This window comes from Salipiger bermudensis (genome assembly GCF_020171625.1).
In the GTDB taxonomy this organism is placed as follows: Bacteria; Pseudomonadota; Alphaproteobacteria; order Rhodobacterales; family Rhodobacteraceae; genus Salipiger; species Salipiger bermudensis_B.
Genome location: NZ_JAIUZY010000001.1, coordinates 462,781 through 482,525, shown reverse-complemented (window position 1 = coordinate 482,525; position 19,745 = coordinate 462,781). Strand labels below are relative to the sequence as shown.

Sequence of the window (19,745 nt, the reverse complement as noted above, 5' to 3'; positions counted from 1 at the left end):
CCCCACCGCGTGGCCCTACGAGAGCACGTGGTCCTTCAGCGCCTTACGGATCAGCTTCCCGTTGGCATTGCGCGGCAGCGCCTCGACGCGCACGAAGGCGCGCGGCTGCTTGTAGCGCGCCAGACGCTCCGCAGCGCGGGCCGCGAGCGTGTCCTCGTCCAGCTCCGCCTCTGCCACGTAGAAGGCGGCGATCACGCTGACGCCCTCCTTCACAGTCACGTCGGTCACGCCGATCTCGGTGATGCCGGGCAAGTCCGCGAGTGCGGCCTCGACCTCGATCGGTGAGACCCGGTAGCCGCCGGCGTTCATCATGTCGTCGCCGCGACCGAGATAGCGGATCTGGCCGCTCTCATCCATGCTGCCCTGATCGCCGGTCAGGAACCAGTCGCCGTGGAAGCGCTGCGCCGTGTCCTCCGGCGCGCCGACATAGCCCAGCATCAGCCCCGGATCGCCACGATGCACCGCGATGGTGCCGGGGTCGTTCAGCGGCACCGCTGCGCCGTCCTCGCCCAGGATCGCCACCCGGCGCCCGACCTGCGGTCGGCCCAGCCTGTCGGCCTCGCATGGATGCGCCGGGGCCGAGGAAATGAAGGTCGAGCATTCGGACATGCCGAAGGCTTCGTAGATCTCGGTTCCGGTGGCCTCGTGCCACGCGTCGCGCGTCGCCGCGGTGAGCTTTTCGCCCGCCGCCAGCCCGTGGCGCAGCTTCGGCAGCGGCGGCAGCGGATATTTCAGCAGCTTGCGATATACGCCGGGTGCCGCGGCGAAGATCGTCGCGTCGTTGCGCTTGAGCAGCAGCGGAAGCTGGGCCGGATCGGTGCCTGCCTGAGGGATCAGGGCGGTCGCGCCCATGGTCCACGGGTCCATCAGGCCGGTGCCCAGCGTGTAGGTCCAGTTGAACGCGCCGGCGTGCAGCAGCCGGTCGCCCGGCCCCAGCCCATACCAGCCGTCCATCATCATCTGCCGCGCCCAGATCGCCCGGTGCGCGTGGCCCACCGCGCGCGGCACGCCCGACGTGCCGGAGGTGTAGATGATGTAGGCGAGCCGCTCGGGATCGCCCATATGCCACGGCGCGGGCGCAAGATCGTGCCACGCCTCAAACTGTTCGGGGCCAAAGACCGGAATGCCGGTCTCGGGGCAGGCGACGCCCTCGCCGCGCAGGATGGCAGCGGGCTTCAGGTGTTCGAGCATCGCCGCGACTTCGCGCTCGGTGAGTTGCGACGACGTCGGCACCGGCACCAGACCGGCGGCAATGGCGCCGAGATAGGCAATCGGGAAATCGACGGTGTTCCCAAGCCGCATGAGCACGAGGTCACCGGGCACCAGCCCGGCCTCGAGCAGACCGGTGGCGGTGCCCCGCACCGCGGCGATCAGCCGTCCGTAGGACCAGCGCGCGGCGCCGGTGGGCTTGACGGTGGCCAGCGCAATCTTGTCGGGCGTGGCGGCGCCGGCCTCCAGCACATGGGCGGCGAGGTTGAACGGCGCGGGGCAGGGCGCGAACGCGCCTTCGTCGAAAAGCGAGACCATGCCATTGGCTTAGGGCGGCTCCGGATTTGTTGCAAGGCTCCCGTGCCGGCCCTATAGGAAGAGCCATGACCCGCGACCCCAAGACCCTCATCCGCCTGGCGCGGGAAACCGGCGAAGAGGCCTTTGCCGAACCGCTCGACCTCGGGGTGCGCGTGCGCGAGTTGCGCAAGGCCCGCGACTGGACGCTCGAGCAGGCCGCCCGCGAGGCCGGGCTGGCGCGCTCGACGCTGTCGAAGATCGAGAACGGGCAGATGTCGCCGACCTATGACGCTTTGAAGAAGCTGGCGGTGGGTCTTGGCATCGGCGTGCCGCAGCTCTTCACACCGCCGAAGAAGGATCAGGTCTCGGGCCGGATGGTGCACACGCGCGACGGTCAGGGGCTGCATCAGGCCACGGTGACCTACGAGCACGAGTTGCTGGCCGAAAGCCTGACGAAGAAGAAGATGCTGCCCTATCGAGCCCGCGTACGGGCCCGCAGCATGGACGAGTTCGACGGCTGGGTGCGCCACGACGGCGAGGAGTTTCTTTACGTCCTCACCGGCGTTATCAAGCTTTACACCGAGTTCTACGAGCCGATCGAGATGCGCCGCGGCGACAGCGCCTATTACGACGCGAGCATGGGCCATAACGTGGTGTCGGCCAGCCCGGAAGATGCCACGATCCTCTGGATCACATCTCTGGGTTGACCATTCTTTGCTCTGCGCGGGCAGACGCGCAGGGTACCGAAAAGTTGTGCGCCGCGGCGACTGGTCAGCTTTCGCGGGCCAGCGCGGCGAGCTTGGCAAGCTCGTCCTCGGCGCGCCAGAAGGAGAGGTCCTCTGGCTGGGTCGCGTCGACCAGCACGGCATCCCCCCTCGCATAAGCGCCGGCAGGGGCGTTGATGCGACCGGAGAGGGATCCGGGGATCATGGAGCGTATCGGACGGAAGAAGAAATCGAGCATTGGCGCAGCCTCCTAATACCTGTCCTAGAAACTCGGTCCACGGGTGCCGGGTTCCACAACCTTAGGTAAATTTACGCACCGCCGGAGATCACCCCGCGGCGCGCTGAATCGGCTCCGGCAGGCAGACGGGAAACAGCAGGTCCTCGACCTCGCGCCGCGCCTCGCGCAGCGTCAGGTCGTGCCGATCCGCGACGTGGCGGGCGACCTCGTCGACCTGCGGCGGCGCATTGCTCAGCGCCGTGTCATCGACATGCGGAAAGCGCTGACGCAGACGGCCTGCGGCCTGGTTCCAATTACGGGTGATGCGGGTCCATTCCATCTGTTTCATGCCGGGTCAACGTCCACTCATGCACTGCGTTCCAGGGGCTGTCGGAGTGCACCGCGCCATCGGCGGAACCTTGCAAATGAGAAGGCCCCGGCGCAGACACCGGGGCCATCTTGCAGCACGAGAGATTAAGCGTCTGCTATCAGCGCTCCGGCAACAGCCCTCTCGGGGCGAAGCGCAGCACCAGCAGCAGGATCACCCCCATGGTCAGCAGGCGCATGTGCTGCACGCTGCCCAGCAGGTGCGCCTTGAGCGCCGAGCCGTCGGCCATACCGGCGGTGATCGCCCCCATCAGCCACTGGCCCATCGGCTCGACCTGCACCCAGAGGAACCAGATCAGGAACCCGCCCAGCACCGCGCCGAGGTTGTTGCCCGAGCCGCCGACGATCACCATCACCCAGATCAGGAAGGTGTAGCGCAGCGGCTGGTAGCTCGAGGGGGTGAGCTGGCCGTCGAGCGTGGTCATCATCGCACCGGCGATTCCGCAGAGCGCCGAACCGAGGATGAAGATCTGCAGGTGCCGCGCGGTGACATCCTTGCCCATCGCTTCGGCGGCCTCCTCGTTGTCGCGCACCGCGCGCATCATCCGGCCCCACGGCGAGTTCAGCGCCAGTTGCGCCAGCACCAGCAACGCCACCAGCACAACGGCAAACAGCACCGAGTACCCAAGCTTGACATAGATCGTCGAGGCGGTGGTCGGGTCGAGCCCGAGGCCGGCAGCAGTCTCCACGAAGCCCGGATCGCCCTGCAGGTCGATCTCGTAGGGAACCGGGCGCGGCAGGCCGATGACGTTCTTGACGCCACGGGTCAGCCAGTCCTCGTTCTTCAGCACCGCGAGGATGATCTCGGCGATGCCCAGCGTGGCGATGGCGAGGTAGTCCGAGCGCAGCCCCAGCGCGGTCTTGCCGATCACCCAGGCCACGCCCGCGGCGAGCAGACCGCCTACCGGCCAGGCCAGCAGAACCGGCAGACCGAGCCCGCCGAGGAACCCGGTGGCGGCGGGATCGACCGCCTCGATGGCCGAGACCGCCGGGTCGAGCAGCGCGCGATAAACGAAGAACCCGACCACGGCGATGGCGGCGACGGCCCAGCCGCGGGTCTTGCGCGGCAGTCTCTTCCAGGCAAGGACGGCGACCGCGATGGCGGCAAGCGCCAGCACGATGGCCGCCGCGACCCGCCAGCCGCCCGCTTCCCAGGCCTCGGGCACCGGCGCGACCGAGGTCAGCACCACGGCCAGACCACCGAGCGCCACGAAGCCCATGACGCCCACGTTGAACAGCCCCGCAAGACCCCATTGCAGGTTGACGCCAAGCGCCATGATGGCGCTCACCAGACCCATGTTGAGGATGATCAGCGCCGAGTTCCAGCTTTGCACGAAGCCGGTGCCGAGGATCAGCGCCGCGATCAGTGCGAAAAGAGCGAGCGTCCTCATACCGATTTTCCCTTGAACAGACCGGTCGGCCGGAACAGCAGCACGATGATCAGGATCACGAAGCTGACGGCGAACTTGTAGTCGGTGGACATGAGCTGCACGAGCCCCGACGGCTCGAGGCTCTCGGGCAGCATGTATTCGAGCACCTTCTTCCAGGCATAGGTGATGCCGACCTCGGAGAAGGCGATGATGAAGCCTCCGGCAATCGCGCCGATCGGCGAGCCGAGCCCGCCGACGATGGCGCTGGCGAAGATCGGCAGCAGGATCTGGAAGTAGGTGAAGGGCTTAAAGCTCTTGTCGAGCCCGTAGAGCGTGCCCGCCACCACCGCCAGCGCCGCCACGATGATCCACGTCACCATGACCACACGCTCGGGGTTGATGCCCGAGAGCAGCGCCAGATCCTCGTTGTCGGAATAGGCCCGCATCGACTTGCCGGTGCGGGTGTGGTTGAGGAACCAGAACAGCAGCGCGACCACGAGGATCGCCACCACCACGGTGATCGCCTGCGTCGATTTCAGCGCCAGCCCCTCGTCGAGGCCGGTCATCGCCTTGAAGTCACGCGCCGACACCAGGAAGCGCTCGCCATCGGCGAAGTTCTGGTCGCCGGGGCCGATGATCAGGCGGGTGAGGCCGTTATAGATGAACATCACCCCCATCGACACGATCACGAGGATCACCGGCTTGGCCTTCTGCTCGCGGTAGAAGCGATAGACCAGCCGGTCGGTGCCCAGCACCAGCAGCGCGGTCAGCACAATGCCGAAGGGAATGGCGAGAAGCGCCGTGGGCAGCGGGCCGAAGCTCACGCCCAGGGCCTGCAGCCCCCAGGTCACAAGGATAGTGAACATCGTGCCGATCGCCATGGTGTCGCCATGGGCGAAGTTGGAGAACCGCAGGATGCCGTAGATCAGCGTCACGCCAAGCGCCCCCAGCGCCAGCTGGCTGCCATAGGCAAAGGCGGGAATGAACACGAAGTTGGCCAGGACGACCAACGCGTTAAGGAAATCCATCAGGGGTGCTCCCCGGTAAGTCTTGGTCTTTTGTGAAGGCGGATCGCAGCGCAGGTCATGGCTCAGCCCCCCAGGAAGCTGCGGCGGACGTCGTCATCCTCGAGCAGCGCCTTGCCGGTGCCGGTATGAGCGTTGCGGCCCTGCACCAGAACGTAGCCCTTGTCGGCGATGGCCAGCGCCTGGCGGGCGTTCTGCTCCACCATCAGCACCGGCAGCCCGGTGCGGGCGACCTCGATGATGCGGTCGAAGAGCTCGTCCATGACGATCGGGCTCACCCCGGCGGTGGGCTCGTCGAGCATCAGCACCTTGGGCTTGGTCATCAGCGCCCGGCCCACGGCGACCTGCTGGCGCTGGCCGCCCGAAAGCTCGCCCGCGGCCTGCCGGCGCTTGTCCTTGAGGATCGGGAACAGCGTATAGACCTGCTCCATGGTGTCCGCGATGTCGTCGCGCCGGATGAAGGCGCCCATCTCGAGGTTCTCCTCGACCGTCATCGAGGTGAAGATATTGTGGGTCTGCGGCACGAAGCCCATGCCCTTGCGGACGCGGGCCTGCGGCGTCAGCGCGGTGATGTCCTCGCCGTCGAGGCGCACCATGCCCTCGCGCAGGCTCAGCATTCCGAACACCGCCTTCATCGCCGTCGACTTGCCGGCGCCGTTGGGCCCGACGATGACGGCGATCTCGCCGCGATCGACCGCGATTGTGCAGCCGTGCAGGATATCGGAGCCGCGGCCATAGCCGCCGGTCATCGCCTCGCCGATCAGGAACGGCCCGCCGGGGGCAGGGCGTTCGCGTCCGCCCGCGCGCACCGGGCGCTCGACCCCCATGCCGCGCGGGTTGGCGATGCTGAGGTCCTTGTTGCCTCGATCGCCATAGGGACCGCCGCTCATGTCACCGCCCCCTCTTCTTTGGTTCGAAAATACCTCGGGGGTGTGGGGGCAGCGCCCCCACCGCGCAGCGCTGATCTCATCCCGCCGCCTCCTTGTTCTTGAGCCCGGTGCCGAGATAGGCCTCGATGACGGCCTCGTTGGCCTTGATCTCGTCGAGCGTGCCCTGGGCCAGCTTCTTGCCCTCGGCCATCACGATGACCGGGTCGCAGATGCGGCCGATGAAATCCATGTCGTGCTCGATGACGCAGAAGGTGTAGCCGCGCTCGCGGTTGAGCTTCACGATGGTGTCGGCGATGGTGTTGAGCAGCGTGCGGTTGACGCCCGCGCCGACCTCGTCGAGGAAGACGATCTTGGCGTCGACCATCATCGTGCGCCCGAGCTCGAGCAGCTTCTTCTGCCCACCGGACAGGTTGCCGGCCTTCTCGTCCTTCAGGTGCGAGATGGTCAGGAAGTCGAGCACCTCGTCGGCCTTCTTCAGAAGCGCCGCCTCTTCCTGCGCGATACGGCCGCGCCCGAACCAGGCGTTCCACAGGCTCTCGCCCGCCTGTTCGCCCGGCACCATCATCAGGTTCTCGCGGCAGCTCATCGACGAGAACTCGTGCGCGATCTGGAAGGTGCGCAGCAGCCCCTTGTGGAACAGCGCGTGCGGCGGCAGGCCGGTGATGTCCTCGCCGTCCATCCAGATCGTGCCGGAGGTCGGCGGCAGGGCGCCGGCGATGACGTTGAAAAGTGTCGACTTGCCGGCCCCGTTGGGGCCCACCAGCCCGGTGATCGAGCCGTCGGCAATCTCGAGCGAGGCGCCGTCAACGGCGCGGAAGCCGCCGAAATGGCGGTGCAGGTTGTCCACCCGGATCAATGCTTGTTCCCCTCCGGCGCGGTTTGCTGCGCCTGTCTTGTTATTGCAAACAGCCCGGGGACCGACCCCGGGCTGTCCATCGTCATCCGTGACGCGAGATTACTTGAACGAGACGGTGCTGAAGTCGCCGTCCTTGATCTCGTAATAGCGGTAGGTGCCGGCGGCTTCGCCTTCACCGACGAGTTCCACGTTGGTGGCGCCGACATAGTCCACGTCACCGCCCTCGGCGAGGATTTCCATCGCCTTGCCAAGCTCGCCCGGCAGGATCGGCTCGCCCGGCGCGTTGGCCACGTCGAGCACGTTTGCCGCCACCGCGGCCGAGGACGCCTCGCCGCCCTTCATCATCGCCAGCGCGATCAGGGCCGCCGCGTCATAGCTTTCGCGGGTATAGGAGCTCTCGGCGTTAATGCCGGCGTCGGTCGCGAGCTTGGTGAAGGCTTCGGTGCCTTCGCCCTCGGCCCACGGCACCGACCCGAAGCTGCCTTCGATATCGCCGCCGAGATCGGCCACCAGCGCGTCGGAATACATGCCGTCGCCCATGGCGAAGGTGTCGAAGGCGCCGGTGTCGAGCGCGGCCTGGATCATGCCCTTGCCGCCCTGGTCGGAGTAGCCCAGCACTACGAGCACGTCGCCACCGGCCGAGGCCAGCGCCCCGATTTCAGCGGAGTAGTCGCCCTTGCCGTCCTCGTGCGGCGCGGACAGCGTGATCTCGCCGCCCTCGGCCTCGAAGGCCGCGGCGAAGCTGTCGGCAAAGCCCTTGCCGTAGTCGTTGTTGGTGTAGGTCACCGCCACCGAGGAGACGTCGCGCTCGCTCAGGATGCTGGCGAGCACTTCGCCCTGGCGGGCGTCGGAGGGCGAGGTGCGGAAGAACAGGCCGTTGTCTTCGGCATTCGACAGCGCCGGCGAGGTGGCCGAGGGCGAGATCATCGGCACGCCGTTCGGCACCGCGACGTTCGACAGGACGGCACCGGTCACGCCCGAGCAGTCGGCGCCCATGATCGCGACCACGCCATCGGTGGTGACGAGGCGTTCCGCGGCTGCGGTTGCGGCGGCGCTGTCGATGCAGGTCGAGTCGGCGCGCACCGGGCTCAGCGTGACGCCCTCGAGGAACTTGCCGCTATCGTTGACCTCGGTCAGGGCCAGCTCGGCGCTCGCGCCCATCGACGGGGTCAGCGATTCAATCGGGCCGGTGAAGCCGAGGATGACGCCGATCTTGGCGTCTTCGGCCTGAACGGCGCCAGCGGCAAGCAGCGTGGTGGCGGCAGAAGCCAGAAGCCACTTTTTCATGTGAGGATCTCCCTTATTGGAACGCGTTGTCCGGGCGTCAGCCTATGCAAGCCCTTGACAAAAGAAAAGGGGGCACAGGCTTGGCTTCCGCACGGGCAACCAACTTGCCCGCCTGTCCTGCGGCCCCATATCGACAGGAGGGAGGTGCCCGAGATGAAGCACGCGATTTTCGCAGCATGGCTTGCGCTTGTCCCCGCGGGGACGGCGCTGGCGCAGGACATTCCAAGCAGCACGGGGCCGCTTTCGATCAGCCCGGTTGTGCAGGGGCTCGACACGCCGTGGAGCTTCGATTTCCTGCCCGATGGAACGATCCTGATCACCGAGCGCGGGGGCGATCTGCTGGCGGTGCGCGACGGCCGCGCGCAGCGGGTCTCGGGGCTGCCCGATCTCTATACGCGCGGGCAGGGCGGTCTGCTCGACGTGCTCGTGCCGCGCGATTTCGACACGCGCCGCGAGATCTTCCTGACCTATTCCAAGCGCCAGCAGGGTGGCGCCGGCACCGCGGTCCTGAAGGCGCGGCTGTCGCAGGATGGCAGCCGGCTCGAGAGCGCCGAGACCATCTTCGAGATGGCGCCGGGTTCTAGCGGCGGGCGGCATTTCGGCTCGCGCATCGAGGAGGCGCCGGACGGGCATCTCTTCGTCACGATCGGCGAACGCGGCGACCGACCGGCGGCGCAGGACCTGGCCCGCCACAACGGCTCGGTGATCCGCATCACCCGCGATGGCGCGGTGCCGCGCGACAATCCGTTCGTCGGGCAGAGTGGCGCGCAGCCGGAGATCTGGAGCTACGGTCACCGCAACCCGCAGGGGCTCGGCTTCGATGGCCGTGGCCAGCTCTGGGCGGTCGAGCACGGCGCGCAGGGCGGGGACGAGGTCAACCGGATCGAGAAGGGCGCCAATTACGGCTGGCCGGTGATCTCCTACGGGCGGCACTACTCCGGCGCCAGGATCGGCGAGGGCACCTCGAAGCCCGGGATGGAGCAGCCGATCTTCTACTGGGACCCGTCGAACGCGCCGTCGGACATCGTGTTCCTGCGGGGCGGACGCTGGGACGGGGATGCGCTCGTGGGGTCGCTCAAGTTCGACTACATCGCGCGCCTGTCGGGCGACCCGCTGCGCGAGGTCGAACAGCTCAAAAGTGAGGCCACGCAGCGGGTGCGCGACGTCGATCAGGGCCCCGACGGCGCGATCTGGTTCCTCAGCGAAGGCAACGGCACGCTCTACCGCGCGACACGGCCCTGAGGCACGCCGCGACGCAGCCCTAGCAGGCCGCTGGCAAGCTGCTCGGACAGCCGTTTCAATGCGGAGCTCCGCCACCTGTCGGGCTCTCTCGACGAGTTGCTTAAGACGCAGCGCGTCGGAGGGAGACGACCGAGGCAGGAGGCAGGCTACGCAGACCTTTTTCGTCGGTCGGCTGAAGACGCCTAGCCCTCGTCGCGAGGCGGTTTGCCGCCCAGCGTGCCACGCTCGCGATAGGGCGTGGTCTGGTAATGCGCCCGGTAGCATTTCGAGAAATGCGAGGGGCTGGCGAAGCCGCAGGCCAGAGCCACGTTGATCACGCTCATGTCGGTCTGCATGAGCAAGTTGCGCGCCTTCTGCAACCGCAGCTCCATGTAGTAGCGCTTGGGCGAGCGGTTGAGGTAGCGGCGGAACAACCGCTCGAGCTGGCGCGTCGACATGCCGACATCCCGTGCCAGCAGCGCCGGCGAGATCGGCTCCTCGATGTTGCCTTCCATCATCTTGATGACCTGCGCCAGCTTGGGATGGCGCACGCCGATGCGCGTGGGCGTCGACAGCCGCTGGGTGTCCTGATCGGTGCGGATCGAGGAATAGATCAGCTGGTCGGCCACCGCGTTGGCCATGTCGGCGCCGTGATCGTCGGCGATCAGCTTCAGCATCAGGTCGATCGAGGCGGTGCCGCCGGCTGTCGAGAGCCGGTTTCCGTCGGCCACGAAAACAGACTTGGTCAGCTCGACCTCGGGGAATTCCTCTTCGAACCCGTCCTGGTTTTCCCAGTGAATGGTGGCGCGCTTGCCGTCGAGCAGCCCGGCCTCGGCCAGCGACCAGCTTGCGGTGCAGAGCCCGCCCATGGTGAGCCCGCGCCGGGCCTCGCGCCGCAGCCAGTTCATCAGCCGCTTGGTGGTGGCATCGGCGATATCGAGCCCGCCGCAAAGCAGCACCACGTCGTCGCGGGTCAGCTCGGGCAGCTCGCAATCGAGATTGAACGCAGCGCCCGCCGAGCAGCGCGCGGTCTCACCGCCTTCGGAGGTCAACACCCAGCTGTAAAGCGGGGCCCCGGCCATGCGGTTGGCAATGCGCAGCGCCTCGAGCGCGGCGGAAAAACTCAGCAGGGAAAACTCCGGCAGAAGGACAAACACGAACCGGCGCGGCTTGGCCTGCGTTTCGGCCTCGAAAGCTCTGTTCTGCACCGGCATATAATCCCTCGCGGCTATTCGGGGCGTGCGACCTATACGGGCCGCAGTCTCAAGAACGCGTTTACGGCGTTCGGCTGGGTCCGGCCACATGGGCAGAAAGCCCAAAACCCGTCAAGAGATCAGCGGCATTTCCTATGGCGTTCTTTGGCTCACTTTGGTAGAGCCTCCAGACGTTTTCGCTAACGGAGACCGCGTGGGAGAGAGCCATGAGTGAGTGGACCAAGTCGAGCTGGAGAGCAAAGCCCCGGATCCAGATGCCCGAGTATCAGGATCAGGCCGAACTGGAGGCCGTCGAGGCGCAGCTGTCGAAATATCCGCCGCTGGTATTTGCAGGCGAGGCGCGCCGGCTGCGGACCGAGCTCGGCAAAGCTTCGCGCGGCGAGGCCTTCCTGCTGCAGGGCGGCGATTGCGCCGAAGCCTTCGACCAGTTCTCGGCCAACGGCATCCGTGACACCTTCAAGGTGATGCTGCAGATGGCGATGGTGCTCACCTACGGCGCCAAGGTGCCGGTGGTGAAGGTGGGCCGAATGGCCGGCCAGTTCGCCAAACCGCGCTCGGCCCCGACCGAGACCGTGGACGGTCTCGAACTGCCGAGCTTCCGCGGCGACATCATCAACGAGCTGGCCTTCACCCCCGAAGCGCGCAAGCCGAACCCGCAGAAGATGCTGCAGGCCTACACGCAGGCCGCGGCCACGCTCAACCTGCTGCGCGCCTTCTCGACCGGCGGCTATGCCGACGTGCATCAGGTGCACCAGTGGACGCTGGGCTTCACCGAGGGCGAGAAGGCCGCGCGCTACCGCGACATGGCCAACCGCATCGGTGACACGCTCGACTTCATGAAAGCGGCCGGCGTCGACAGCAACCGCTCGGCGGCGCTGCATCAGGTGAACTTCTACACCTCGCACGAGTCTCTGCTGCTCGAGTACGAAGAGGCGCTGACCCGGATCGACTCGACCTCCGGCAAGTGGCTTGCTGGCTCCGGCCACATGATCTGGATCGGCGACCGCACCCGTCAGCCGGACGGCGCGCATGTGGAATTCGCCAGCGGCGTGATGAACCCGATCGGTCTCAAGTGCGGCCCGTCGATGACCTCGGAAGACCTCAAGGTCCTGATGGCCAAGCTGAACCCCGAGAACGAGGCCGGTCGCCTGACGCTGATCACCCGCTTCGGGGCCGGCAAGGCCGCCGAGCATCTGCCGCGCCTAATCGAGACGGTGCGCAGCGAGGGCGCGAACGTGGTCTGGGTCTGCGATCCGATGCATGGCAACACCATCAAGTCGGCCAGCGGCTACAAGACCCGTCCGTTCGACTCGGTGCTGCGCGAAGTGCGCGATTTCTTCGCCGTGCACCGCGATCAGGGCACCGTCCCCGGCGGCGTGCATTTCGAGATGACCGGGCAGGACGTGACCGAGTGCACCGGTGGCGTGTTCGCGGTCTCGGACGAGAACCTGAGCGACCGCTACCACACCGCCTGCGATCCGCGTCTCAACGCGTCGCAATCGCTCGAGCTGGCCTTCCTCGTGGCCGAGGAACTGACCTCGCTGCGGGACGACCAGCCGCAGGCGGCGCACGGCTGATCCGCCGCGATCCGATCTTGCAAACGGCCGCCCTTCGGGGCGGCCGTTTCGCGTTTTCGCTGGCGTGAGAGAAGCAGGGCCTCCCGTGTGGCGACATTCTGGCGGAACCCTTCGCGGCGTTCGTGCGTAGGGATCAAACCCATCCAGACAGGAGTTCGCAATGGGCCGCATTCACATGAGGACGAAGCTTGGGGTCGCTGTCGTTGCGGGAGCAATTGCCGCCACGCAGGCAGCATCCGCGCCCGACCTGTTCCAGACCCTTCCTGCAGACGCCCGCGACCTCGACGCGATGCGCTGGGAGAAGCGGCCCGTGCTGCTGTTCGCGCCGTCGCAGGATCATCCCGACTACGCCCGCCAGATGGAGATGCTGCGCGAGGCCAGAGCGGCGCTGGCCGAGCGCGACATCGTGGTACTGAGCGATCTTGACGACCGCACGCCCTCGCCGCTGAGGCAGGGCTTCCAGCCCGGTGGGTTCAAGTTCGTGCTGGTGGGCAAGGATGGCGGCGTGAAGCTCGAACAGGATGCGGTGCTGACGCCCGAAGAGCTGTTCGCGGTGATCGACCGGATGCCGATGCGGCGCAACGAGATGCGCAACTGAAGTCCTCCAAGCGACAGGCTGTCGCCTGAGGAAATGCAAAGGGGCAAGCATCTCTGCTTGCCCCTTTTTTCGTGTGAGACGGCTCCGTCTCGCAGGCTTGCGTTCAAGCCAGTCGTCAGGCGAGCTCCGCTTCCTCGCGCTGGCCTGCGTCGCCGAAATCCTTGGGCGAGAGCAGGGCGAGCTGTTCCTCGGCCCAGTGCTGCGTGTCGCGCTTCTCGACCGAGGCGCGCAGCAGCTCCATGCGGGCCTTGCGCTCGTCCTGCGGCATGTCCAGCGCCATGTCGATGGCGAAGTCCATTGCACGGGTCGAGAACGGATTGGCCAGAACGGCGGCGCCCATCTCCACCGCGGCGCCGGCGAATTCCGACAGCACCAGTACGCCGTCGCCATCCTTGCGGGCGGCCACGTATTCCTTGCAGACGAGGTTCATGCCGTCGGCAAGAGGCGTGATCCACGCCACGTCCGCGACCTGGTACCACGCGACCAGCTCCTCGAAGGGAATGGGGCGGGAGATCAGGGCGACCGGCTGGAAGGTAAAGGTTCCGAACCGGCCATTGATGCGGCCGGCGATCTCCTCCAGCTCTTTCTGGATCGGCAGGTAGACCGTCATGTTGCGGTTGGCCGGGACCGAGACGTGCAACAGCCGCACGACGCCGCGAAGATCCGGGCGCCGCTCGAGCAGGCGTTCGAAGGCCAGAAGCTGGTCGGCCCCGCCCTTGGTATAGTCGGTGCGGCCAACCGAGAGCAGCACGCGCGTGTCGCCGATCTCTTCGCGGAACCGCGTGGCGAGCTTGTCGGTCTCTTCGGACGCGGCCAGCGACTTGATATACTCGACATCAACGCCAACTGGCGTGACGCCAAGCTGCACGACCCGGTCGTCGGTGTGGATCTCGGTCGGCACGGTGCGGTCCGACAGCGCAGACCCCTCGGACATCATGTCGTTCTCGACCTTGATCCGCGGCACGTTGCCCACGTCTCGCAGCGAGCGCACGCAGGAGACGAAGTTCGAGGCGTAGCGCGGGATGTGGAAGCCGACCACATCGCAGCACAGCAGCGAGTCGATGATCTCGCCACGCCACGGCAGCACATTGAACATGTCCGCCGCCGGGAACGGGGTGTGGTGATAGAACGAGATCCGCACATCCGGCCGCATCTGACGCAGGTAGCCCGGCACGAGCCACAGATTGTAGTCGTGCACCCAGACGCTTGCCCCCTCGGCGGCCTCCGACGCGGCGGCCTCGGCGAAGGCCCAGTTGACCTCCTTGAAGGTGGGCCAGTCCACGGGGTCGTAGTTATACTTTTCCTTGAACCCGTGCAGGATCGGCCAGAACGCCTCTTTCGAGGTGACATGATAGAAGCTCTTGACCTGCGCCGCGGTCAGCGGCAGGCGAGACACGGTGTACTTGCCGAAGGTGTCCTCGATCTGCACCACGCGCTCGAAGCCCGGATCGGAGGTGTCTTCGGCTTCTTTCCAGGCGACCCATGCGCCGTTGTCGACCTTGCCGAAAAAGCTTTTCAGGGTCGGCACGATGCCGTTCGGGCTCTTGTTCGCGTGGTACTCGATCTTGCCGTCGACCTCGACTTCTTCATAGGGCTGACGGTGATAGACAATTACCAGATCGCTGGACATGAGGATTACGCTCCTTTCGGGAGGGGATGCAGGTTGAAGGCCTCGACCGCCTCGAGAATGCCCGCTGCGCCGATCGCTTCGGCGGTGTGCACGTGGGGCAGGCGCGACACCCGGTCGAGCAGGGCCTGCTCGGAGCCACCGACGGCGACGGCCTGAAGCCCGCATTCCAGCATCGACAGATCATTGAGCGTGTCGCCTGCCGCAAGCACGCGGCTCTCCTCGATGCCGAGATGGGTTACGAGGCGGCGCAGCGACGGCCCCTTCGAGATGCCGCGCGGCAGCACGTCGAAATAGCGGTTGTCCGACACCAGCGTGTCGTGTCCCATTTCGCGGACGATGCCGTGCGCGCTGTCGTCGAAATTCTCGGCGTCGAGGTCATAGCTCACACGGTAGCGGAACTCGGTCGGCTGCAGCGTCAGTCCGGGATGACCATCGAGCGCCGAACGCACGGTCTCACCGGCATTGCCCCAGGTGTCGGCAATCTCGACCTCGAGCGGCTCGATCGGATGGATCTTGCCCTCGTCGACGCGGGCGATGGTGGTGCCGACATCGCCGACCACGTATTCCGGCCAGGGCACACCGCCGCCGCAGAGCTCTCCGATGAACTTGGGGTCTCGGCCGGTGACGAAAATCAGGCCGACGGTGTCGCGGTTGTCCTCGATCCACTTGTAAAGCGTCGCGCGGTCTTCCTCCGAGCCGCCGAGGAACGTGCCGTCGAGGTCGGTTGCCAGCACGAAGCGGCAGCCTGCAATGTCGCGGTTGTGGGGGTGGTCAAAGCTCATGCGGGGTCTCCCTCGTAGGGGTGAAGCGTGATGTCGAGCGCGCGGGGCTCGCCCTCGATCGGGCGGGACCACAGCGCCTTGAAGGTTTCGGCGAGGGGTGCGCCCTCGTGCAGGATGGCATGGACCGCTTCGCAGATCGGCATCTCGACGCCGACGCGGCGGGCCAGATCGACCACCGAGATCGCGTTGGTCTCTCCCTCGACGACGGTGGGCTTGCCATCGAAGCAGGCCGCGCGCGGTATGCCCTGCCCAAGCTGCGTGCCCAGCGACATGTTGCGCGATGTGGTGGACGAACAGGTGAGCGTCAGATCGCCGGCACCGGCAAGCCCGGTCACCGTCTCACGCTTGCCGCCCAGAGCTTCGGCCAGCGCCTTCATCTCGTCCATCCCGCGAGTGATTAGTGCTGCGCGCGTGTTCTCGGCAAAGCCCGCGCCGGTCATCATGCCGCAGGCGATGGCGATCACGTTCTTGACCGCGCCGCCGACCTCGACACCGATAAGGTCGTCGGAAACATAGGGCCGGAACGCCTGCGTCTGCATCGTTAGGGCGAGGCGCGCGGCGGGGGCGCGCTCGGGGGCGATACGATCGTGATGGCGGAAATTGAAGGCCACCGTCGCGGCGGTCGGATGCCCGAGCGCCGTCTCGCGGGCGAATGTCGGACCGGAGATGGCGCCGACCGGGTGGCCCGGCAACTCTTCTTCGATCACGTGGCTGAGCAGGAAACCAGTGCCGCGCTCGATGCCCTTGCAGCACAGCGCGATGGGAATGCCCTCGGGCAGGTGCGGCTTCATCTTGCGCGCCATGTCGCGCAGCGTGTGCGAGGGCGTCACCAGAAGCACCGCCTCGACACAATCCAGCGCGGCGGCAAGATCCGAGGTCGGGGTCAGGGTTGCGGGAAGGTCGATGTCGGGGAGGTGCTCTGGGTTTTGCCGGGTCTCTGCCATTGTTTGCGCAAGAGCGTCGCGGCGGCCCCAGAGGCGGGTGTCGCAGCCGGCCGATGCCGCGACGGCGGCAAGGGCGGTGCCCCAGCTTCCCATTCCGATAACGGCAAGGCGGGCATAAGGTTCAGCGCGACGCGACATGTCGCCGGGTGCGCGGGCGGGCGGGATGTTCAATGTCAGTCCGTCCATAATGCTGTGCCGGACCATCCCCCATCCATCGGGAAGGCCGGGCCGATTTGGCTCTCTCCATTCTGTCCTTGATCACTAACGTGAGAGTAGGCGCAGGGTTCCCCGGCGCCAAGCGGAGGGGCCGGTTTTTCTGCACCAGCGAAGCGAAGACTCGATTTGCCCTGAATTTAAGCGCAAAATCTGCCTCGCTGCGTGTCTGCCGGGCGGAGCTGATTCAATTTCCGCGCGATCACTGCGTTTTTTCCTGAACATGTGCACCTCGTCCCGCAACAGATTGAATTGGCGTGCCTTTGGAAAACGCCAATAAAACCAGTTAACTTTTTTGCGGAACCTTTGCTCCCGGATGACGTTAGTTGCCATGACGCCCACAGGGCATAAGCTCTTACGTGTTCGCCGCACTGCGGCAACAGCGACAAGCGACCTTCAAGGAGATACCGACGTGACCAACACCAGTCCGACTGCCCGTCAAAAAGTGCGTACCGCAATTTTCCCGGTGGCAGGGCTCGGTACGCGGTTCCTTCCGGCGACCAAGGCGACGCCTAAGGAGCTTTTGCCCGTGCTCGACCGTCCGCTGCTTCAGTTTGCCATGGACGAGGCCCGCGCGGCGGGCATCGAGCGCATGGTGTTCGTGTCGCACCCATCGAAAGATGCCATCGAGCGCTATGTCCACAAGGACGAGAAGCTCTGCAATCAACTGCGCCAGAAGGGCAAGCACGCCATCGCCGACACGCTCGATGACAACGCCATCGACACCGAGCTGGAGCAGGCGCATTTCGTGATGCAGCCCGAGCCGCTCGGCCTTGGGCACGCCGTGCTCTGTGCCGTCGACGAGTGCCTCCCGGGGCCCGTCGCGGTGATCCTGCCGGACGACCTGATCATGGGGCAGAAGGGCTGCCTGAGCGAGATGATCGAAGCCTACGAGACCGGCGCCGCCGGCCACATGGTCGCAACCATGGAAGTCGGGCGCGACGAAGTGCAGTCTTATGGTGTGCTCGATCCGAAGGGCATCCCGGTGGGCCAGATGGTGCCGGCCTCCGGCATGGTCGAGAAGCCCGAGCCGGAAGAGGCGCCTTCGCTGCACGCCGTGGTTGGTCGCTACGTCCTCGACGCCTCGATCTTCGACGATCTGCGCAACCAGGAGCCGGGCCTCGGCGGCGAGATCCAGCTGACCGATGCCATCGCGAAGGGCGTCGCCCGCGTGGGCCTTGCAGGCTTCCGCTTCAGCGGCCAGCGCTACGACTGCGGCTCGAAGGCCGGGATGCTCCGCGCGACGCTGGCTTATGCCGGTCAGCACGAGGAGTATCACTCGGTGCTCGAAGAGCATGGCAGCAGCATGAAGCTCGCCGCCGAGTGAATCTCTTGCGAGACGCTGGTTGAATGCAAAGCCCCCGCGCGAGAAATCGCGCGGGGGCTCTTGCTTGTCGTATGATCTTGAGGTGATGATTTAAGGTCCAGCCTTAAGCGCCTGTCGGATAAAGAAGACGCCCCTAGTCGTTCGAGACAATCAGACGCAGGTGAGGGCGTTTCTTCCCGCCGGAGGGCGGGGCGCCCTCGAAAGGTGTCGCCGCCTCGGCAAAGCCCGGCATCGTCGGCGTCTTTGCCGCAGGCCGCGCAGGCTCGGGCTGAGCATCCGGAGATATTGCAGCCAGATCAGGTAGTTGCACCGAAACGTTCTTGATATCGAAGCGGCGCGGGGTACGACCTATGCGCCCCGTGGTGACAAGCGCACCGATCATGCGCGTCATGTCTCCCATGTCGGAGCGAAGCGGCAAAAGCACAAGATCGCCCTCCAACCCGTTGCGCCCAAACCCTTCTTCTCCGGACAGGCGGATTTGCGCCATGGCGCCTTCGGCAAACACCCGGGTAACGGCATCGGACAGTGTCTCGCGGGCCGCTGAGGAAAACAGGGTCGACAACGGCATCCCCGATGTCTCCATCCCCATCAGGTCGTTGAGATGAGAGCCGGAGACCCGCAGTTTCGCCAAACCCGGCGCGATGCGTTCGGCGAGAAACGCATATTCGAGCGCGTTCTCGATACGTCGCGGATCGATCTCGCTCCGCAGGGGAACCTCGCGCCGCTCGGCTGCGAGCTCGCGCCAATAACGCTCCACGAGCTGCAGAGGCTCAAGCCTTTTTTGTCTTTCACGATCGGTCATCGAGACGATGCCCCTGTCTTTTCTGCCAGTGCCGAACATGCCTTGGGCTCCTTCCAGTCCAGTCGCCTGCAACGCCGGAGCCCCCGTTCCATGTTGCTGGTCGTTTGTGTCATCTTGGGTCTCAACTTATCTCAAATGAGACGGAATTCCGCCCCAATTCTGACTGAAAGGTTAACGTCTGGCGCCGGAACGGGTGGCTTGCCATGCCCGGACTCAGAGGGTAGGCCGATGAAACCCCGCAATTTCCCTGCGGGCAACCCGGCCTTAACATGGAGCGGCGAGAATGCGGCAATCGATGACCGGCTTTGCCTCCCGCAGCGGCGAACTCGACGGGCTCCGCTGGGGCTGGGAGTTGCGTGGCGTCAACGGCAAGGGGCTCGAGTTGCGGCTTCGGCTGCCCGACTGGATCGAGGGACTCGAGCCGCTGGTTCGCAAGGCGGCGCAGGCAAAACTTGCACGCGGCAATGTCCAGATCGCGCTCCGCGTCACAGGTGGAAGCGAGGAAGAGGCGGCTGAACTCGACGAGGTCGCCATGTCGCGGGTGCTCGACGCCATCGCGCGGATCGAGGACGCTGCCAGCCTGCGTGGCGTTCCGCTCGAACGCTCGAGCGCGGCGCAGATCATCGCCCTGCGTGGTGTCATGGCCACGGGCCAGAGCACGCGCGACGTGCCGGCGCTGCGCGCGGCGCTGATGGCCGAGTTCGAGGCCGCGCTCGACGACTTCGCCGAGATGCGCGCCCGCGAGGGGCAGGCGCTGATGACGGTGCTGAGCGGCCAGATCGACGAGATCGAGGCGCTGGTGGCGAAAGCGGCCAAAACGGTCGAGAGCCGGCGCGACGAGCAGGCCGAGAAGCTGCGCACGGCGCTGCGGCGTATCATGGACGCCACGGATGGCGCCGACGAGGCCCGCGTGGCGCAGGAGCTTGCGCTCATCGCCGTTAAATCCGACATCACCGAAGAGCTCGACCGGCTGACCGCGCATGTGGCCGCGGCGCGGGCTCTGCTGCAGGACACGGGAGCCGTCGGGCGCAAGCTCGACTTCCTGATGCAGGAATTCAATCGCGAGGCCAACACGCTCTGCTCGAAATCCGGCTCTTCGGCGTTGACCCAGATCGGTCTGACGCTCAAGACGGTGATCGACCAGATGCGCGAGCAGGTCCAGAACGTGGAGTGA

The 19,745-nt window shown here is 66.1% G+C and carries 19 protein-coding genes; 6 read left to right on the top strand and 13 right to left on the bottom strand.

Annotated features, from left to right (window positions below; translation table 11 throughout):
• Positions 1 to 15: 15 nt before the first annotated feature.
• A complete protein-coding gene (locus tag LCM15_RS02260) occupies positions 16 to 1,527 on the bottom strand; it encodes a class I adenylate-forming enzyme family protein (RefSeq protein WP_224852608.1) in 1,512 nt (503 codons plus the stop codon).
• 65 nt (positions 1,528 to 1,592) lie between these two features.
• Here LCM15_RS02260 and LCM15_RS02255 point away from each other — a divergent pair, with 65 nt between their 5' ends.
• Positions 1,593 to 2,213 carry a helix-turn-helix domain-containing protein gene (locus tag LCM15_RS02255; protein ID WP_224852607.1) on the top strand — a complete coding sequence of 207 codons (621 nt, stop codon included), beginning with the start codon at positions 1,593 to 1,595 and terminating at the stop codon, positions 2,211 to 2,213.
• 64 nt (positions 2,214 to 2,277) lie between these two features.
• On the opposite strand, the gene LCM15_RS02250 is transcribed toward LCM15_RS02255, so the two are convergent.
• The 7 genes from LCM15_RS02250 to LCM15_RS02220 all read right to left on the bottom strand — a co-directional run bounded on the left by LCM15_RS02250 (position 2,278) and on the right by LCM15_RS02220 (position 8,263).
• Positions 2,278 to 2,469, bottom strand: a complete 192-nt coding sequence (locus tag LCM15_RS02250; RefSeq protein WP_224852606.1) for a hypothetical protein — start codon at positions 2,467 to 2,469, stop codon at positions 2,278 to 2,280.
• 88 nt (positions 2,470 to 2,557) lie between these two features.
• A complete protein-coding gene (locus LCM15_RS02245; protein WP_224852605.1) occupies positions 2,558 to 2,797 on the bottom strand; it encodes a DUF4777 domain-containing protein in 240 nt (79 codons plus the stop codon).
• Positions 2,798 to 2,936: 139 nt separating this feature from the next.
• Positions 2,937 to 4,226, bottom strand: coding sequence for a branched-chain amino acid ABC transporter permease (locus LCM15_RS02240; RefSeq protein WP_224852604.1), 1,290 nt, complete (start codon positions 4,224 to 4,226; stop codon positions 2,937 to 2,939).
• A complete protein-coding gene (locus LCM15_RS02235; RefSeq protein ID WP_224852603.1) occupies positions 4,223 to 5,233 on the bottom strand; it encodes a branched-chain amino acid ABC transporter permease in 1,011 nt (336 codons plus the stop codon). Before LCM15_RS02235 ends, LCM15_RS02240 begins: the two co-directional genes overlap by 4 nt.
• A 62-nt stretch (positions 5,234 to 5,295) precedes the next feature.
• The gene (locus tag LCM15_RS02230; RefSeq protein ID WP_224852602.1) at positions 5,296 to 6,120 is read right to left on the bottom strand and encodes an ABC transporter ATP-binding protein; all 825 of its coding nucleotides are present in this window, start codon (positions 6,118 to 6,120) and stop codon (positions 5,296 to 5,298) included.
• A 76-nt stretch (positions 6,121 to 6,196) separates the two neighbouring features.
• Positions 6,197 to 6,976: an ABC transporter ATP-binding protein gene (locus LCM15_RS02225; protein WP_224852601.1), complete on the bottom strand. Its 780-nt coding sequence runs from the start codon at positions 6,974 to 6,976 to the stop codon at positions 6,197 to 6,199.
• A gap of 99 nt (positions 6,977 to 7,075) precedes the next feature.
• Positions 7,076 to 8,263 (bottom strand): ABC transporter substrate-binding protein, encoded by a 1,188-nt coding sequence (locus tag LCM15_RS02220; protein WP_224852600.1) that lies wholly within the window; start codon positions 8,261 to 8,263, stop codon positions 7,076 to 7,078.
• Between the two features lie 153 nt (positions 8,264 to 8,416).
• On the opposite strand from LCM15_RS02220, the gene LCM15_RS02215 reads away from it, so the two are divergent.
• Positions 8,417 to 9,505 carry a PQQ-dependent sugar dehydrogenase gene (locus tag LCM15_RS02215; RefSeq protein ID WP_224852599.1) on the top strand — a complete coding sequence of 363 codons (1,089 nt, stop codon included), beginning with the start codon at positions 8,417 to 8,419 and terminating at the stop codon, positions 9,503 to 9,505.
• Between the two features lie 182 nt (positions 9,506 to 9,687).
• Here the strand turns inward: LCM15_RS02215 and LCM15_RS02210 are convergent, their stop codons facing one another.
• Complete coding sequence (locus tag LCM15_RS02210; RefSeq protein ID WP_224852598.1) at positions 9,688 to 10,698, bottom strand: GlxA family transcriptional regulator; 1,011 nt, start codon at positions 10,696 to 10,698, stop codon at positions 9,688 to 9,690.
• 206 nt (positions 10,699 to 10,904) lie between these two features.
• On the opposite strand from LCM15_RS02210, the gene LCM15_RS02205 reads away from it, so the two are divergent.
• The gene (locus LCM15_RS02205; protein WP_224852597.1) at positions 10,905 to 12,275 is read left to right on the top strand and encodes a class II 3-deoxy-7-phosphoheptulonate synthase; all 1,371 of its coding nucleotides are present in this window, start codon (positions 10,905 to 10,907) and stop codon (positions 12,273 to 12,275) included.
• Positions 12,276 to 12,435: 160 nt separating this feature from the next.
• A complete protein-coding gene (locus tag LCM15_RS02200; protein ID WP_224852596.1) occupies positions 12,436 to 12,873 on the top strand; it encodes a DUF4174 domain-containing protein in 438 nt (145 codons plus the stop codon).
• A 115-nt stretch (positions 12,874 to 12,988) separates the two neighbouring features.
• Here LCM15_RS02200 and ggpS read toward each other — a convergent pair whose 3' ends face one another.
• Genes ggpS through LCM15_RS02185 form a run of 3 tightly spaced genes read right to left on the bottom strand, consistent with a single transcriptional unit; the run spans position 12,989 to position 16,415 of the window.
• Positions 12,989 to 14,503 (bottom strand): glucosylglycerol-phosphate synthase, encoded by a 1,515-nt coding sequence (ggpS, locus tag LCM15_RS02195; protein WP_224852595.1) that lies wholly within the window; start codon positions 14,501 to 14,503, stop codon positions 12,989 to 12,991.
• Between the two features lie 5 nt (positions 14,504 to 14,508).
• Positions 14,509 to 15,285, bottom strand: a complete 777-nt coding sequence (locus LCM15_RS02190; RefSeq protein ID WP_224852594.1) for an HAD-IIB family hydrolase — start codon at positions 15,283 to 15,285, stop codon at positions 14,509 to 14,511.
• Positions 15,282 to 16,415, bottom strand: coding sequence for an NAD(P)H-dependent glycerol-3-phosphate dehydrogenase (locus tag LCM15_RS02185; RefSeq protein ID WP_224852593.1), 1,134 nt, complete (start codon positions 16,413 to 16,415; stop codon positions 15,282 to 15,284). Before LCM15_RS02185 ends, LCM15_RS02190 begins: the two co-directional genes overlap by 4 nt.
• A 439-nt stretch (positions 16,416 to 16,854) precedes the next feature.
• On the opposite strand from LCM15_RS02185, the gene LCM15_RS02180 reads away from it, so the two are divergent.
• Positions 16,855 to 17,769: a UTP--glucose-1-phosphate uridylyltransferase gene (locus LCM15_RS02180; RefSeq protein WP_224852592.1), complete on the top strand. Its 915-nt coding sequence runs from the start codon at positions 16,855 to 16,857 to the stop codon at positions 17,767 to 17,769.
• A 133-nt stretch (positions 17,770 to 17,902) separates the two neighbouring features.
• Here the strand turns inward: LCM15_RS02180 and LCM15_RS02175 are convergent, their stop codons facing one another.
• Entirely contained in the window at positions 17,903 to 18,610 is a 708-nt protein-coding gene (locus LCM15_RS02175; RefSeq protein WP_224852591.1) for a PAS domain-containing protein, read from the bottom strand.
• Between the two features lie 244 nt (positions 18,611 to 18,854).
• Between LCM15_RS02175 and LCM15_RS02170 the strand changes: the two genes are divergently transcribed.
• Complete coding sequence (locus LCM15_RS02170; protein WP_224852590.1) at positions 18,855 to 19,745, top strand: YicC/YloC family endoribonuclease; 891 nt, start codon at positions 18,855 to 18,857, stop codon at positions 19,743 to 19,745.

Bases quoted from the DNA above. Each gene is read 5' to 3' on its own strand.
- LCM15_RS02230 (WP_224852602.1), bottom strand. From the start codon at position 6,120: ATGAGCGGCGGTCCCTATGGCGATCGAGGCAACAAGGACCTCAGCATC.
- LCM15_RS02170 (WP_224852590.1), top strand. From the start codon at position 18,855: ATGCGGCAATCGATGACCGGCTTTGCCTCCCGCAGCGGCGAACTCGAC.
- LCM15_RS02185 (WP_224852593.1), bottom strand. From the start codon at position 16,415: ATGGACGGACTGACATTGAACATCCCGCCCGCCCGCGCACCCGGCGAC.
- LCM15_RS02250 (WP_224852606.1), bottom strand. From the start codon at position 2,469: ATGCTCGATTTCTTCTTCCGTCCGATACGCTCCATGATCCCCGGATCC.
- LCM15_RS02235 (WP_224852603.1), bottom strand. From the start codon at position 5,233: ATGGATTTCCTTAACGCGTTGGTCGTCCTGGCCAACTTCGTGTTCATT.
- LCM15_RS02220 (WP_224852600.1), bottom strand. From the start codon at position 8,263: ATGAAAAAGTGGCTTCTGGCTTCTGCCGCCACCACGCTGCTTGCCGCT.
- LCM15_RS02205 (WP_224852597.1), top strand. From the start codon at position 10,905: ATGAGTGAGTGGACCAAGTCGAGCTGGAGAGCAAAGCCCCGGATCCAG.
- LCM15_RS02190 (WP_224852594.1), bottom strand. From the start codon at position 15,285: ATGAGCTTTGACCACCCCCACAACCGCGACATTGCAGGCTGCCGCTTC.
- LCM15_RS02200 (WP_224852596.1), top strand. From the start codon at position 12,436: ATGGGCCGCATTCACATGAGGACGAAGCTTGGGGTCGCTGTCGTTGCG.
- LCM15_RS02255 (WP_224852607.1), top strand. From the start codon at position 1,593: ATGACCCGCGACCCCAAGACCCTCATCCGCCTGGCGCGGGAAACCGGC.
- ggpS (WP_224852595.1), bottom strand. From the start codon at position 14,503: ATGTCCAGCGATCTGGTAATTGTCTATCACCGTCAGCCCTATGAAGAA.
- LCM15_RS02240 (WP_224852604.1), bottom strand. From the start codon at position 4,226: ATGAGGACGCTCGCTCTTTTCGCACTGATCGCGGCGCTGATCCTCGGC.
- LCM15_RS02260 (WP_224852608.1), bottom strand. From the start codon at position 1,527: ATGGTCTCGCTTTTCGACGAAGGCGCGTTCGCGCCCTGCCCCGCGCCG.
- LCM15_RS02210 (WP_224852598.1), bottom strand. From the start codon at position 10,698: ATGCCGGTGCAGAACAGAGCTTTCGAGGCCGAAACGCAGGCCAAGCCG.
- LCM15_RS02215 (WP_224852599.1), top strand. From the start codon at position 8,417: ATGAAGCACGCGATTTTCGCAGCATGGCTTGCGCTTGTCCCCGCGGGG.
- LCM15_RS02245 (WP_224852605.1), bottom strand. From the start codon at position 2,797: ATGAAACAGATGGAATGGACCCGCATCACCCGTAATTGGAACCAGGCC.
- LCM15_RS02175 (WP_224852591.1), bottom strand. From the start codon at position 18,610: ATGTTCGGCACTGGCAGAAAAGACAGGGGCATCGTCTCGATGACCGAT.